The following is a 14,147-nucleotide window of genomic DNA, read 5'->3' as shown; positions in this document are numbered from 1 at the left end:
TCCTCAGTCCTGCATTTCGGTCTGGCGTTCGACTGGGTCGATCAGCACGGCTTTCTGCTGGCGCACCAACAGGTCAAGAATTTCATCCTGGCGCTCGCCGAGGATGCCGTTGAAGCTGATGCCGCTGGATTTGGTCGGCGCCAGCATCGATACGCGATACAGCTCGACGCTCAACGGCGAATCGATCGACAGCGGCCCGCTGCCGTTGGCCGCCAGTTCACCGCCGACCACGATCAGCGACACCTGGGCGTCGAACGGATCGAGCTTGATGTCGCGGTCGGTATCGCTCAGATCCTTGATGTGGCCGTAGACCCCGGTCAGGCCGTTGGCCATGGCGATGTTTTCGTACAGGCGAATGTTCACGCTGTTCCGAATGCGGATGCCGTGGCGTTTGTTGCTGATGACCTTGTTGCCCCACAGCAGATTGTCGGCAGACTCGTAGAGGGTGATGCCGTCGGTGTGGTTCTGGTAGATCTCGTTGTAGGCGATGATGTTGTTGACGCTGTTACGGTCGATCACCAGGCCCGAGAGTTTGTTGTCGTAGCTTTTGTTGTTGAAGATGAAGCTGTCGTTCACTTCACGGGAAATGATGATGCCGTGCTTCTTCTTCGTGCCGTGGACGGTGTTCTCGGCAATGATCAGCCCGTGGGAACGGTCGTGCGGGTCGATGCCGTAAACGATGTTGTCTTTGTAGGTGTTGCCCTTGACCACGAAGTCGCGGGTCTCGTAGCAGTAGAAGCCGTACCACATGTCCGAGAACTCGGAACCGACGATCCAGCCAGTCGGCTCGGGACGCTTGAGCACCTTGGCCATGTTCGGCGTGTACTGGGAAATACTTACGCCGTACGACTTACTGTTGGCGTAGCCGAAGCTGGCCATCTTGCTGTTGACGATGTAAGTCTCGGTGCCGCCCCAGGCCAGCAGGAACGGACGGAATTCTTTCGGCGAACGGAAAGTTGCCGGGCCGTTTTCCTTCTCGCGCCAGCCAGTGATTTTGGTATCGCGCACGAACAGCTGCCCGTCGTTGACCAGGAATGAACCGGCCTCTTGCGACAGGCGCAATTCCTGGGTCTGACCGTCGATTTCGAGGATGCCTTTACGGCCGACCACGATCGGCAACTTCGACAGATACACGCCCGGCGCGGTTTCGCTGAAGTACTGCTTGGGCAGTTTCTGCGCGAGTTCCTTGAGGTTCATGTAGCCGTCGTCAACGAAGATCGCCTGCGGGATGCCGTGCTGACGCACCACCCATTCGGCCATCTTGTTGTCGCCGCCGATGAAATCCTTCAGGGCGTCTTCCTGCATCATTCGGCGCACGCTGACCTTGCCCGCTTTGCTACGGACGATTTTCGCGGCAGCGGCTTCGGCGGTGTAGCCGGAAATGTCCGGCAGTTTCGGTGCGGCCAGATTCAGCGCCTCGGTCGGCGCGCTGCTGACGGTGTAAGTCTTGGCTTGCTGCAGCTCTTTCGCGGTGGTCACCGGTTTCGCCGGCTCCACTGTGGCGAAGGCGCCGGCCGAGGCCAGCAGCATCGCGCCGGCCAGCAGGCTGAGTGAGCCTTTACGGGCACTGTTCATGTCGGGCACTCCCTTGGCGGTCAGCATCAGAAGCGCCAGATCACGTCGACGAACGCGCGGTGCATGTACGAATCGACTTGCTTGCCGTAGGCATCGCCAGGCTTGAACACGCCGCCACGGAAACGCACCAGCGCCGACGGCTCATCGATCGACTGGCTCAACGCCGCCGGCAACAGGCCTTGCTTGAAGTACTTGGTGACGACCAGATCCATCTCCTGACCCAGATCCTTGTTGCCATCTTCCAGCGGCAACGAAGTGCTGGAGAGGATCGCGCCAGTGCCGTCGTCGGTGTTGTTCTCGACCGCGTTGATGCCGTTGCTGCCGACCGGCTTGTTGCCGTCGACACGCCAGAACTTGTGGTAGATCAGGCTGGCGTCGTACTCGTCGTTGAGCATCCACGAACCGAACAAGGTCGCGGTCTGCATGTTGTTCATTTCGCCACGGAACGCTTCGCCGAAACGGTGTACTCGTGAACGCGTACCGGTGTAGTTCGAGCGGTTGCTTTCCAGACCGGTCTGCTCGTAATCAGCGCTGGCGCGGGCATAGGCTGCGCCGACTTGCCATTGCGGATCGAGGCGCAGACGCATGCCGATGTCGGTGGCCCAGCCGTTGACGTCATCGCTGCGCTTGGCCTGGGTCGGACGCGTGCCATCGGCGTTCAACGCGTTGACCGTGTCACGGTCGCCGCTCATGCCGGTGATGCTGCCCCAGTAGTTGACGGTGTTGGTGTTGCGCCAGTTATAGGCGTCGCTGTCGGCGGTCAGGCCGAGCCAACTGATGTCGCCATTCTCTTTCTTGTCCAGCGAATCACCGGCAACGCCCGGTTCCGGATAGTCGAGTTTGCCGTCATCGTGGGTGTGGTGACCGCGAATGCCGACCCAGTTGCCCGGTGTCCACTGGTAAGCCGCATCGGCGTAGGCGTGCAGGCGATCCTTGTCTTTCGGCGCCAGCTCTTTCAAGTCGGTGCGGTATTCGCTGAAGCGTTCGGCGACACCGGCGTTGGCGCGCAGCAGAGTCGTGTCGAAGGTCCAGTTCAGCGCTTCGATATTGCTGTCGCGCCACTGGCCGTCGTCATTGCGCAGGCGCTGGCGACCGAGCTTGAGCATCTCGCCGGGATACGGCGTCAGGCCGCTGTAGCCAACCCAGAATTCGCGCATGGCCAGGTAGTTTTTCTTGGTCTTGCGATCACCGCTGTCGGTGGTCTGGGTGGCGTCGCTGTCCGACTGCTGCAGGGTGTCGGTCTCGATGATGTCGGTCGAGGTCACGGCCTGGCCCATGGCGTAGGCGCTCCACGCGCCGCTTTCGCCGTAGACCCATGGACGCAGGTCGAGGCCGACGCCGTTGACGTCGCCGCCGCTGGCAGTACCCAGATCACGGTCGTCTTCGGACTGGCCGGTGACCTTCACTTCGAGGCCGAAGTTTTTGCTTTCAGTCATCGCGGCGAGTGTCGGGCAGGACCAGATCAGCGCGAAAGTCAGGCCAATGCCGGCCTTCACGAATGGATTGAGCTTCATAGTTTTTCCTCGCCGTCTTCTTCTTGCAGGGCGTGCAGTTGCAGCGTGTTCTGGTTCAGCGCGCCACGGCTGGCCTGCTCTTGTTGCAGCAGGCGCCGGGCTTCGGCCAGACGCTCGGGCGGCAGTTGCGCGGCGAGGGTGGTCGCCAGCTCATCCGCCTGCGGGGTGTTTTGCGCTTTGGCCAATTGGCTGAATACATAAGCGTTGAGCGGGTCGGGCTTGGTGCCTTTGCCTTGGGAGAACAATTGGGCGATGGCGAAATCGGCGCTGTTCTGGCCGTTGCGCGCGGCGGTCAGCAGATGGTCGAGCGCTTTCTGCGGATAGACCTTGCCCAGATAGCCACGGCGATAGATCTGGCCGAGGTAGTAGTCGGCGGCGACTTCACGGCCGACAGCTTTCTGGAAATGTTCCTCGGCGACCTTGGCATCCGCCGGGACCATTTTGCCTTCGTAGTAGAGCTTGCCGAGCAACAGTTCGGCGCGCGGCTGGTCGGCGGCGCGGCCGTTTTCCAGGTACTTCATCATCTGCTCGACGTCGCCCAGTTCCGGGTAGTCGTAGAGCAATTGCGCGAGGGTGACCCAGGATGCCGGGTGGCCCGGAGCGATTGGCTCGAGCAGCGACTGCGCGGTTTTTTCGTCGGTCTTGCCCAGGGTCGAATCGGCCAGCACGCGGGCGACGCTGTCGACGCGCTGAGCACTGACCGTGCCACGGCTGTGACCGGCCTGCAGTTGCTTGATCAGCTCGGCCTGTTGCTCGGGCTGGGCACGTTTCTGATAGACCGTGGCCAGTTCGACGTAGCAGATGTCGGTGCTGTTGAGCGCGGCTTTGCAGATCTTTTCCACGTCATCCAGATGCTGGTCGTAAGTGCCTTGGGTGCGATACAGCAGCACTTGCGCCAGGCCCGCTTCCGGGTAACCGGATTTGCGCCACTGGTCGATCTGCTGCTGGGCATTGATGTTCGGGAAGCTGTGCGGGTATTGCAGATAGAGCATCGCCAGCGGGATCAGCGTGTTGCCTTCGCCGTTGGCGGCGGCTTTCTTCAGCAGGATTTCGGCTTCCTGATGCTCGGCTTCGGTCGAGCCAGGCTTGGCCACCAGCAAGCGACCGAGACGCGCCTGAGCACGCGGCGACACGCTGGCCGCCGCGCGGTAGGTGGCTTCGGCCTGCTTCATTTGCGCGGGGTCGCGGCTGTCGACCTGAATGTCGGCCAGACCGACCTGGGCTTCGCTGTATCCCAGATCCGCCAGTTGCCGATAGTTCTGCGCCGCAGTTGCGGTGTCGCCGCGCTTGAGCGCTTCGTTGGCCAGACGCTGGTCGGGCAGGCCGGCGCAACCGGCGAGAGACACTGCCAATGCCAGCGAGCAGACGATATGGCCCCTGTGGGAGCTGGCTTGCCAGCGATTCAGGCGACTCGGTATTCCAGCAAGACCGCAGTGATCCCACCGCTGGCAAGCCAGCTCCCACAGGGATTGTGGTGTTTTCAGGAAAAAGGTCACAGGCATGTCCTCGACTTAAAGACCGGAAGCCATGGCTTTGTCGATCAGCCAGTTCAGGTTCGGGCCACGGTCGCTGTTCACTTCCACCGGGCGGCCGGCGAGGCTGCTGTCGAGCGGCTCATCAGGCTGGATCTGCACGCGGATATCGGAGGACAGATCGGCGCTTTTCAGGCTGGTGCTGCTGACGATCTTGCCGGTGCGGGTTTGATCTTCGCCGGCGATCTGGAAACTGACGTGAGTGCCCGGACGCACATCGCTGAACTGGCGATAGGAGAAGCGCGCCTCAACGGTGGCCTGGGTGTTGCGCGGCACCAGTTGGAAAATCACATCACCTTTGCTCGCGTATTGACCGTCGGCCACCAGTTGCTGGGCTACGGTGCAATCGCACGGCGAGGTCAGAGTGCCGGTCATTTGTTTGCCGAACAGTTCTTCAACCTTGGCCGGTGCCAGTTGATCTTCTTCCAGATGGCCCTTGAGGATGTCGAGCATGCTAGTGCTGAAGGTCGCCAGTGGTGCGCCTTTGGCGGCAACGCCGTCAGCCTTGACCAGACTCTGCACAGTGCCGTCGCGCGGCATGGTGATGTTCATCCCCGGCACGCTGACCAGACCGGCCTGCGCATGGCTGACGAAGTACATGCCGTACACCGATTTGGCGATGAAACCGAATGCCACCAGACCAACCACGAAGATGCCGGCGCTGAAGGTCACGGCTTTCAGACGCCCGAACGGAGTCATGCCGTGGCCACCGTCCTTGACCTTGCGCGCCTTGGTGAAATTGTCACGCTGCAGCGTCGCGAGCACTTCGCCGATGCTGACGATGTCGCCGGCCAGGTGCGAAGTGATCAGGTGGCGCAGGGTCGAAATATCCTGCTGGTCGAGGTTCTGGAACTGGCAACCGACGCGGCCGGTCTGGCGGTCGAAGGAGCGCACTTGCAGTTCGACGTCCATGGCCAGGCCGAGGTTGTCGATGACGAATTGCAGGCGTGCCTTGTGCACCTCGCCGATGGTCAGCGGCATCTGGCCGGCGTTGAACGCCAGGCCACCGGCCGACAGATCCAGCACGCGGGTTTCCAGCGGCGTCCGGTCAGGGCCGAAGAAACGCAGCTTGGCCGGGATTTTCACGCGGGCGTGTTGGCGCTGGGCTTCGGATTCATGCACTACGTTGGCGTTGACGGCGGTATTCATATTGGCGATTTCCTTGTTAATTCAATAGGGGCGGGTCAGACCATCATCAGCAGCACGGCGACAAAAATGCTGCCGGCGGAGAAGGTCATGGTCCGAGACGACCAAGTGTTGAACCAACGTTGAAAGCTGGCGAGATCACGGGTCAGGGAAGTGGGCTGGCGCGTCCAGGATTGTTGATCGAGGCGGAAGAACACGTAGATCTTCACCAGCGCGCCGACGATCTGGTTGTAATAGAGAATCACCGGGTAAGCCGGGCCGATACGGTGGCCGGAACACGACAGCAGCAAGGTCAGAATCAGGCGGGTAATGCCGATCCACAGCAGGTACACGAGGATGAACGCGCTGCCGTACTTGAAGCTGGCGATGATCGCCACGGTCAGCCCGAGCAGCGAGGTCCACATCGATACGCGCTGGTCGAAGAGCACCAGCGAAGTGAACGCACCGAGGCGTTTCATACCGAGGCCCAGGGCACGCGAGTTCTGGCGCAGGTTATTGCCGTACCAGCGGAACATCAGCTTGCGGCTGGCCTTGATGAAGCTCTTTTCCGGCGGGTGTTCCACGGTGTGGATCGCCGCGTCCGGCACGTAAAAGGTGTCGTAACCGAGGCGCATCAAGCTGAACCAGCTCGACTTGTCGTCGCCGGTCAAAAACTTGAAGCGGCCCAGGCGCCAGTGTTGCAGCGAGTCGCTTTCAACGTCGGCGATGAAGTCCGGGTTGGTCACTACGCTGGCGCGAAATACCGACATGCGACCGGTCATGGTCAGCACGCGTTTGGACAGGGCCATCGAGCACATGTTGATGTGGCGCTGGGCGAAGCGCAGCTTGTGCCACTCGCTCATGATGTAGCCGCCGCGCACTTCGCAGAACTCGTTGGTGGTCAGGCCGCCGACGTTGCCGAACAGCTGGAACCACGGCACGGTCTTGCGCACTACGCCCTCGGCGAGCACGGTGTCGCCGTCGATCACGGCCACCACAGCGCGGTCATCCGGCAGGTGCCGCGAGATTGCACGGAAGCCGTAGGCCAGGCCATCGCGCTTGCCGGTGCCGGGAATGCGCACGAAGTCGAGCTTGACCCGATCCGGCGGATTCATCCGCGCCCACAGGCTTTTCACCAGCAGCTCATCGGACATTTCCACGATCGAGCAGACCATGGTCGCGGGCAGGCCGCAGTCGATCGCTTCGCGGATCACCGAGCTGTAAACCTGCGCGGTGGTCAACGCGTCGATACGAAAACTGGTGACCATCAGGTACACGTGCGACGGGTCGGCCGCAGCCCCCAGCTTGCGCACTTTACGGCGCAGGTGCGGGTAGACGATGTACAGAAAGATCATGCCGCGCACAAAGTGCGTGGCACCCATCGAGTAGCGCCAGATACCCACGGCGCCAATCAGAAAAATGAAGTCCTTCGACTCGGAGTCGAATGTGGACGCGGGCAGCATCAAGGCGAGGCCCATCAGCAGGCTTAAAAACAAAAGCCAGCCGGCAGCTTGCAGAAAAAAATGTTTGAGCTTGTTCGACATAACCGTCATCCGAAGGTGATGGAGGCTTCCAGCCACAAGCGTGTGCTTGCGGCTGGAAGCTAGAGGCTTGCTGCTGACTTACCAGCAGATGCCTTCGGTACGGGTGCCGGCGTCGGTGGCTTTGGCCATGAAACCCACCAGGTCGATGACCTGTTTGCCGTGCGGTGCCTGTTGCGCCAGCGCACGGAATTTCTCGTCGCGGTTGCCGAGGATGATCACGTCGGAGTTGTTGATCACGTCGTCGAAGTTGGCATTGAGCAGCGACGATACGTGCGGGATCTTCGACTCGATGTAGTCCTTGTTCGCGCCGTGGACACGGGCGTACTCGACGTTGCTGTCGTAGATGCTCAGGTCGTAACCCTTGCCGATGAGCATTTCGGCCAGATCCACCAGCGGACTTTCGCGCAGGTCATCGGTGCCGGCCTTGAAGCTCAGACCGAGCAGGGCGACTTTGCGCTTGTCATGGCTTTCGACGATGTCGAAGGCGTTCTGCACTTGCGAGACGTTGCTGCGCATCAGCGAGTTGAGCAGCGGTGCTTCGACGTCCAGCGAACCGGCGCGATAGGTCAGCGCACGCACGTCTTTTGGCAGGCACGAACCGCCGAAGGCGAAACCTGGACGCATGTAGTACTGCGACAGGTTGAGGGTCTTGTCCTGGCAGACCACGTCCATCACTTCACGACCATCGACGCCGACGGCTTTGGCGATGTTGCCGATCTCGTTGGCGAAGGTCACTTTGGTCGCGTGCCAGACGTTGCAGGTGTACTTGATCATTTCGGCGACAGCGATGTCCTTGCGGATGATCGGTGCGTCGAGCTCTTCGTACAGCGATTGCAGAACGTCGCCCGAAGCCTTGTCGAACTCGCCGATGACGGTCATCGGTGGCAGGTCGTAGTCGGCAATGGCGGTGGATTCACGCAGGAACTCAGGGTTGACCGCGACGCCAAAATCAACGCCGGCCTTCTTGCCGGAGCAGTCTTCGAGGATCGGGATGACAACGTTTGCGACGGTGCCCGGCAGCACGGTGCTGCGCACCACGATGGTGTGGCGGGTGGTCTTGTCACGCAGGACAAAACCGATCTCGCGGCATACCGCTTCGATGTAGTTGAGTTCCAGATCGCCGTTCTTCTTGCTTGGCGTGCCGACGCAGATCATCGACAGGTCAGTATCGCGAATCGCTTCGGCGAAGTTGGTAGTACCGCGCAGACGACCGGTCTGAATACCTTGCTGCAGCAGTTCGCCCAAACCTGGTTCAACAATGGGAGATTTGCCAGCGTTGATCATGTCGATCTTGTCTTTGGCAACATCGACGCCAATTACGTCATGGCCCCGTGCAGACAGGCAACCGGCACATACCGCGCCAACGTAACCCAAACCAAATATGCTGATGCGCATCGCAATTACCTCTGTATATATCAGGCCGTTAGATGGCCGGAGTTAATGGTGTTCAGCGGTCATAGTGCACTCGCAAGTGCGCCTTACTGGCGCCGCAATGCCGTGTGCAGGCATACAAAGTTGCGAGTGTCTAAATAAGTGCACTCAAGGTGTGCGCAACCAGGCCTTGTAGTTATGACTTGCCCTGTAATGCAGCCAATCCACATTTTTTGGGTATTGGTGCACCGGTGTTTCACGCTCGATCTCTGGAAAAATGCCAATAGATCAATCGGTTGAGTGCTCAGGCGAGCACGTTGATAGGGGCGCAGTCTTGGCCTCGCAGGGGATAGTAATGCTGCATATCTCCTGTCCTTCGTTCTTCGTTCAGACTAGTGAGTCATCTATTCAAGTAGTCGTGACAACTTGGTTACATGGCTTTCATCTGTGCGTAAGTTATCTCGTACAAACTCGGCGAGAATCGTTACCGGTGGTATGAGCTACGCATTTGGACATAGTTCCTGTCCGCTGATCGCTCAGTCTGAAATTTTTTGAAATATTGAGAAAGATGGCACTGCTCTCATATTGATAGCACTTTCGATTTCGCCCTTTAATACCGGGGTCGTAATCAAGGTCGATATTTTTGTGCCACTACAGAGAAAAAATTTGCGTGCCACTACTGAAAAAAATGACAAGTGTCGAGTGAAACTAAAATTAGAAAACAGGGGCGTAGTTTTATGGCGCCAAGAAAACGGCGGAAACTAGCGAGGGTTTTTTGACATCGTGCGAGGTGCACGACTCTTCTATTAAAGAGTCGTGCAATGGGCATGCTTTATTCGGGGGCGTGATCGCGCAGAAACACCAGATTGTCCGGTTTAGACTGTTCGGCACTGAAGCGATAACCTTGAGCATCGAACTGCTTGAGGGCGGCGGGATCGTTGATGCGTTCCTGAATCACGAAACGGCTCATCAGGCCTCGGGCTTTTTTGGCGTAGAAACTGATGATTTTGTATTGGCCGTTCTTCATGTCCTTGAACTCGGTGTTGATGATCCGCGCGTTCAGCGCGTTGCGCTTGACCGCCGAGAAGTATTCGTTGGACGCCAGATTCAGCAACACGTCATCGCCCTGATCGGCCAGCGCTTCGTTCAGCCAGTCGCTGATGCGTGTGCCCCAGAACGCGTACAAATCCTTGCCGCGCGCGTTGGGCAGTTTGGTGCCCATTTCCAGACGATACGGCTGCATCAGGTCGAGTGGGCGCAGCAGGCCGTACAGCCCGGAGAGCATGCGCAGGTGTTGTTGTGCGTAATCGAAGTCGGCTTCGCTGAATGATTGAGCGTCGAGGCCGGTGTACACGTCGCCCTTGAACGCCAGCAACGCCTGCTTGGCGTTTTCCGGGGTGAACGCTGGCGTCCAGCTGCCAAAACGCGCCGCGTTCAGACCGCCGATCTTGTCGGAGACGTGCATCAACTCGCTGATCTGCGCCGGCGTCAGCTCGCGCAATTGCTGGATCAGCTCCTGGGAATGGTCGAGGTACTGCGGCTGGGTGAAACGCTGGGTCGCCGGCGGTGTTTGGTAATCGAGGGTCTTGGCGGGGGAAATCACCATCAGCATGAAGTCGTCTCCTTTAATCGTGGGGGCGATTCTAGGGGGTTGGCTGCGTTGACTCCAGCTATGGGGGTTATAGGTATGTGTTAGTGCGCACATTTGCGACGGCTGGGGGATTTTTCCATCGGGTGAGGGCAGCGTCCTCGAACCTTGCACATCAGCTATAGTGCCGCGCGGGTTTTGTTATGGAGACGTCCCATTGCGCATTGTTCTTTTATTCACCGCGTGGCTGTTGAGCTGCGGGGCCATTGCGGCACCCGGCGACATCGCAACGCTGGATCGCAACACCTGGCCGGAAAAACTCGACAACCCGACCCTGTTCGACGTCGCCTCGCGCGCCGAAATCCTGATGTTCGCCCGCGGCCTGCTCGGCACCGAATCGATGACCGAAGCCGCACTGGCGCAACGCCTGGGCCTGCGCACGATCAATCTGGACGCAATCAACAGCCTGCGCGAGCGCCTGTGGCAGCGTCTGCTTGCCGGCTACAACTTCGCCCAGCAGAGCTGCGATCAGGACGCCTCGTTCTGCTTCCTCGTCGAAGACATGGCCACTTTGCGTGAAGAAGCCGGCAAGTTTCAGCTTGGCGACGACAGCTATTACATCAAATGGGCCGAACCGAGCCGGATCTTCCATTTGCAGTATCTGGACGAGCTGATGCGCAAAGCCGCACTGTCACCGCAGACCACCAGCGAAGTCGATCGTTTTGGCGACTACGAGCGCAGTGGCGACGCAATGCACGACCGGCTGTTTCTGCTGACCTTCGACAGCGCCGCCAACGCGCAACCGGACAATGCCAACTGGCTGACCGAATACCTGCGCAAGTCAAACATGAGCGCCACGTTCTTCATGTTGGGCAAGGATATTCAGGCGCGACTCGGCGAGCGTTCGGCCGCCAGCTTGCAAGCCTCATTCTCGCAGCAATGCGTTGGCGTGCAGGGCTGGGAGTTCCGCAGTCACAGCCACTGGCAGGACTGGCAGGACTCGGTGCGGCGCAGTGCCGATCTGGTGAAAAACAAATTGCCGGAAAACTACGTGCCGCTGTTCCGTCCGCCGGATGGCCAGCGCCGCAGCGATGCACAGGATTTTTTCAACAGCCAGGGCCTGCAAGTGGCGCTGTGGGACATCGATGCGCAGGACGGCGCCGGCAAACTCAAGGGCACCGCCAGTGCGCAACGCGTACTGACCTTGATGCTGTTGTGGCGTCACGGAGTGATCAATTTCAACATGAAACAGGACGCGGTGAAGACCGCGATGCCGTGGCTGATCACGCAAACGTCGCAGAGCGGTATCGGCTGGGAAGACTGTCAGGACGCGTTTCGCTGAGAAACGACGAAAGCCCGGAAACATTGGGCTTGGGGTGATTTTTTTGCAGAAATCGATGCAGGCGGACTTCCGACTCTAACGGGGGCCGGGCAGTCCGCCAAGGGCTATTCGTCACTTTGCAAAATAAACTTCAAAAAAGCGTCAAAGTGCTTTTTCCTGTCACAGGTTTTGGAGTATTACGAAGACAGACCGCCGAAACCTGCAACACAGGTGGCGTCTCCCAAGACCCAGTTTGTGTGCAAGTCACCTGCCTCTTTCAATAAAAGCCCGGCAGATGAATCGGCAGTCACTTCGAGGCGCAGCACTGTAGCGGTATTGCGTCGAATGGCTCTGACAAAGGTGACCGAGTATGGATGATCACGGACGTAGCCCTTCCAACCAGCCAATCCTTTATGTACTCGATACCAACGTACTGATTCACGATCCAAACGCCCTGCTGAATTTCGAAGAACACCACGTCGCGATCCCGATGACCGTGCTTGAAGAGCTGGACAAGCTCAAGAGCGGGCATCACAGCGTGGCCGCTGAATGTCGCCAGGCGATTCGATTGATCGACAAAACCTTGGGCGATGCTTCACCCGAAGACGTCGAACTGGGTGTGCCGATCCAGCGCGGCAAGGGAGGGCCGAAGGGCTTGCTGTCAATTCTGATGAGCAAGCAGGCCGAGTCGAACCTGATTCTGCCTGAGCATCTGAACGACAACAAAATCATCAACCAACTGATCGACCTGCACACCCGCGAGCCGAAAAAACCGGTGGTGCTGGTCACCAAAGACATCAACATGCGCCTCAAGGCGCGCGCCTGCGGGATCGCGGCCGAAGACTACAGCACCGACCAGTTGGTCGACGACGTGTCGCTGCTGCCCAACGGCTACCACAACATGACCGGCTCCTTCTGGGATCTGGTGAAAAATGTCGAAACCCGCCAGGACCACGGTCGTACCTGGCACCAGGTGCGGATGATCGACAACCTGCCGGCGGTGCATATCAACGAGTTCATCATCGACGAACAGGGTTTCGTCGGCTGGATCAAGGAGATCGACGAAGACAAGCTGCTGATTCTCGATCTGCATCAGGAACCCCTGTTGCACCAGGAAGCCTGGGGCCTGAAACCGCGTGATATCTACCAGAGCCTGGCGCTGTACGCACTGCTCGACCCGGACATTCATCTGGTCAACCTGTCCGGCGCCGCCGGCTCGGGTAAAACCATTCTGGCGCTGGCTGCTGCGATCGAGCAGACCATGGTCAGCAAACGTTATCGCCGCATCATCGCCACCCGCAGCGTGCAGGGCCTGGACCAGGAAATCGGCTTTCTGCCGGGCACCGAAGCGGAAAAAATGGAGCCTTGGCTGGGCGCCATCACCGACAACCTCGAAGCCTTGCACATGGATGATGAAAACACCCATGGCAGCGTCGACTACATCCTCAGCAAAGTCCCGTTGCAGTTCAAATCGCTCAACTACATTCGCGGTCGCAGCTTCCAGCAGAGCCTGATCCTGATCGACGAATGCCAGAACCTCACGCCGCACCAGATGAAAACCATCATCACCCGTGCCGGCGCCGGTTCGAAAGTGGTGTGCCTGGGCAACCTCGCACAAATCGACACCCCTTACCTGTCCGCGACCAGTTCCGGGCTGACTTACCTGACGGAACGCTTCAAGGATTTCCCTAACGGTGTGCACATCACCCTGCAAGGGGTGCCGCGTTCGATCCTGGCCGAATACGCCGAAACGCATTTGTAACTCGGCACAAAAAACCGGGCGGCCGAAAAGCCGCCCGGTTTTTTATGTGCGGGAAATTGACCCGCAGGTTTACAATCGGCGCTCCTGATCAGGAGTAATCCCGTGCTGACTCATCTCGATTCCCAAGGTCGCGCCAACATGGTCGACGTCACCGAAAAAGCCGTGACGTTCCGTGAGGCGACGGCTCAAGCGCTGGTGCGCATGCTCCCCGAAACGTTGCAGATGATCGTCAGCGGCGGCCATCCCAAGGGTGACGTATTTGCCGTGGCGCGCATTGCCGGCATTCAAGCGGCGAAGAAAACCAGCGATCTGATTCCGCTGTGCCATCCACTGATGCTGACCGGCGTCAAAGTCGAACTCAGCGCCGAAGGTGAAGACGCCGTGCGCATCGTCGCCCGCTGCAAACTGTCCGGGCAGACCGGTGTGGAGATGGAAGCACTCACCGCCGCCAGCGTCGCGGCTCTGACCATTTATGACATGTGCAAGGCTGTGGATCGCGGCATGACCATCGAAAGCGTGCGCCTGCTGGAGAAGGTCGGCGGCAAGAGCGGGCACTTCCAGGCGGATCAGGCATGAAGCTGACTGTGAAATTTTTCGCCCGTTACCGTGAAGCGCTCGGTGTGGACTCGCTGCAGGTTGAAGGCGATTTCGCCAGCGTCGATGACGTGCGCGCGCTGCTGGCCAAGCGTGACGGCTCAGAGGTATTGAGCGAGCAGAACCTGATGTGCGCGCGTAATGAAGACCTGTGCCAACTCGATGAGCCAGTGGTCGATGGCGACGAAGTGGCGTTTTTCCCCACTGTGACCGGAGGCTGA

The 14,147-nt window shown here is 59.3% G+C and carries 11 protein-coding genes; 4 read left to right on the top strand and 7 right to left on the bottom strand.

What is annotated here, in order from left to right; genetic code table 11:
* Nucleotides 1-3: 3 nt before the first annotated feature.
* From algG to yaaA, 7 genes are all read right to left on the bottom strand, one after another.
* Nucleotides 4-1,575 carry a mannuronan 5-epimerase AlgG gene (algG, locus tag ACP7BN_RS05800; protein WP_420647716.1) on the bottom strand — a complete coding sequence of 524 codons (1,572 nt, stop codon included), beginning with the start codon at nucleotides 1,573-1,575 and terminating at the stop codon, nucleotides 4-6.
* Nucleotides 1,576-1,601: 26 nt separating this feature from the next.
* Nucleotides 1,602-3,089 carry an alginate export family protein gene (locus tag ACP7BN_RS05795; protein ID WP_426202386.1) on the bottom strand — a complete coding sequence of 496 codons (1,488 nt, stop codon included), beginning with the start codon at nucleotides 3,087-3,089 and terminating at the stop codon, nucleotides 1,602-1,604.
* Nucleotides 3,086-4,591: an alginate biosynthesis TPR repeat lipoprotein AlgK gene (gene algK / locus ACP7BN_RS05790; RefSeq protein ID WP_426202384.1), complete on the bottom strand. Its 1,506-nt coding sequence runs from the start codon at nucleotides 4,589-4,591 to the stop codon at nucleotides 3,086-3,088. Before algK ends, ACP7BN_RS05795 begins: the two co-directional genes overlap by 4 nt.
* A 9-nt stretch (nucleotides 4,592-4,600) precedes the next feature.
* Nucleotides 4,601-5,770, bottom strand: coding sequence for a PilZ domain-containing protein (locus tag ACP7BN_RS05785; protein WP_420647719.1), 1,170 nt, complete (start codon nucleotides 5,768-5,770; stop codon nucleotides 4,601-4,603).
* A gap of 35 nt (nucleotides 5,771-5,805) precedes the next feature.
* Nucleotides 5,806-7,290 (bottom strand): mannuronan synthase, encoded by a 1,485-nt coding sequence (gene alg8 / locus ACP7BN_RS05780; RefSeq protein ID WP_426202381.1) that lies wholly within the window; start codon nucleotides 7,288-7,290, stop codon nucleotides 5,806-5,808.
* Between the two features lie 78 nt (nucleotides 7,291-7,368).
* Nucleotides 7,369-8,685, bottom strand: coding sequence for a nucleotide sugar dehydrogenase (locus ACP7BN_RS05775; RefSeq protein ID WP_426202379.1), 1,317 nt, complete (start codon nucleotides 8,683-8,685; stop codon nucleotides 7,369-7,371).
* Between the two features lie 808 nt (nucleotides 8,686-9,493).
* Nucleotides 9,494-10,273 (bottom strand): peroxide stress protein YaaA, encoded by a 780-nt coding sequence (gene yaaA, locus ACP7BN_RS05770; RefSeq protein WP_426202376.1) that lies wholly within the window; start codon nucleotides 10,271-10,273, stop codon nucleotides 9,494-9,496.
* A gap of 193 nt (nucleotides 10,274-10,466) precedes the next feature.
* On the opposite strand from yaaA, the gene ACP7BN_RS05765 reads away from it, so the two are divergent.
* From ACP7BN_RS05765 to ACP7BN_RS05750, 4 genes are all read left to right on the top strand, one after another.
* A complete protein-coding gene (locus ACP7BN_RS05765; protein WP_426202374.1) occupies nucleotides 10,467-11,591 on the top strand; it encodes a polysaccharide deacetylase family protein in 1,125 nt (374 codons plus the stop codon).
* A gap of 349 nt (nucleotides 11,592-11,940) precedes the next feature.
* Complete coding sequence (locus tag ACP7BN_RS05760) at nucleotides 11,941-13,332, top strand: PhoH family protein (RefSeq protein ID WP_420647724.1); 1,392 nt, start codon at nucleotides 11,941-11,943, stop codon at nucleotides 13,330-13,332.
* Nucleotides 13,333-13,434: 102 nt separating this feature from the next.
* On the top strand, nucleotides 13,435-13,908 hold the full coding sequence (moaC, locus tag ACP7BN_RS05755; protein ID WP_210701472.1) for a cyclic pyranopterin monophosphate synthase MoaC: 474 nt from the start codon (nucleotides 13,435-13,437) through the stop codon (nucleotides 13,906-13,908).
* Entirely contained in the window at nucleotides 13,905-14,147 is a 243-nt protein-coding gene (locus ACP7BN_RS05750; protein WP_426202371.1) for a MoaD/ThiS family protein, read from the top strand. The genes moaC and ACP7BN_RS05750 overlap by 4 nt, the downstream gene beginning before the upstream one ends.

Origin of the sequence: Pseudomonas sp. TWP3-1, assembly GCF_049896625.1 — a bacterium.
Taxonomy (GTDB): Bacteria; Pseudomonadota; Gammaproteobacteria; order Pseudomonadales; family Pseudomonadaceae; genus Aquipseudomonas.
This window is presented reverse-complemented; position numbering and strand designations above follow the sequence as displayed.

Bases quoted from the DNA above. Each gene is read 5' to 3' on its own strand.
- algG (WP_420647716.1), bottom strand. From the start codon at position 1,575: ATGAACAGTGCCCGTAAAGGCTCACTCAGCCTGCTGGCCGGCGCGATG.
- ACP7BN_RS05795 (WP_426202386.1), bottom strand. From the start codon at position 3,089: ATGAAGCTCAATCCATTCGTGAAGGCCGGCATTGGCCTGACTTTCGCG.
- algK (WP_426202384.1), bottom strand. From the start codon at position 4,591: ATGCCTGTGACCTTTTTCCTGAAAACACCACAATCCCTGTGGGAGCTG.
- ACP7BN_RS05785 (WP_420647719.1), bottom strand. From the start codon at position 5,770: ATGAATACCGCCGTCAACGCCAACGTAGTGCATGAATCCGAAGCCCAG.
- alg8 (WP_426202381.1), bottom strand. From the start codon at position 7,290: ATGTCGAACAAGCTCAAACATTTTTTTCTGCAAGCTGCCGGCTGGCTT.
- ACP7BN_RS05775 (WP_426202379.1), bottom strand. From the start codon at position 8,685: ATGCGCATCAGCATATTTGGTTTGGGTTACGTTGGCGCGGTATGTGCC.
- yaaA (WP_426202376.1), bottom strand. From the start codon at position 10,273: ATGCTGATGGTGATTTCCCCCGCCAAGACCCTCGATTACCAAACACCG.
- ACP7BN_RS05760 (WP_420647724.1), top strand. From the start codon at position 11,941: ATGGATGATCACGGACGTAGCCCTTCCAACCAGCCAATCCTTTATGTA.
- ACP7BN_RS05750 (WP_426202371.1), top strand. From the start codon at position 13,905: ATGAAGCTGACTGTGAAATTTTTCGCCCGTTACCGTGAAGCGCTCGGT.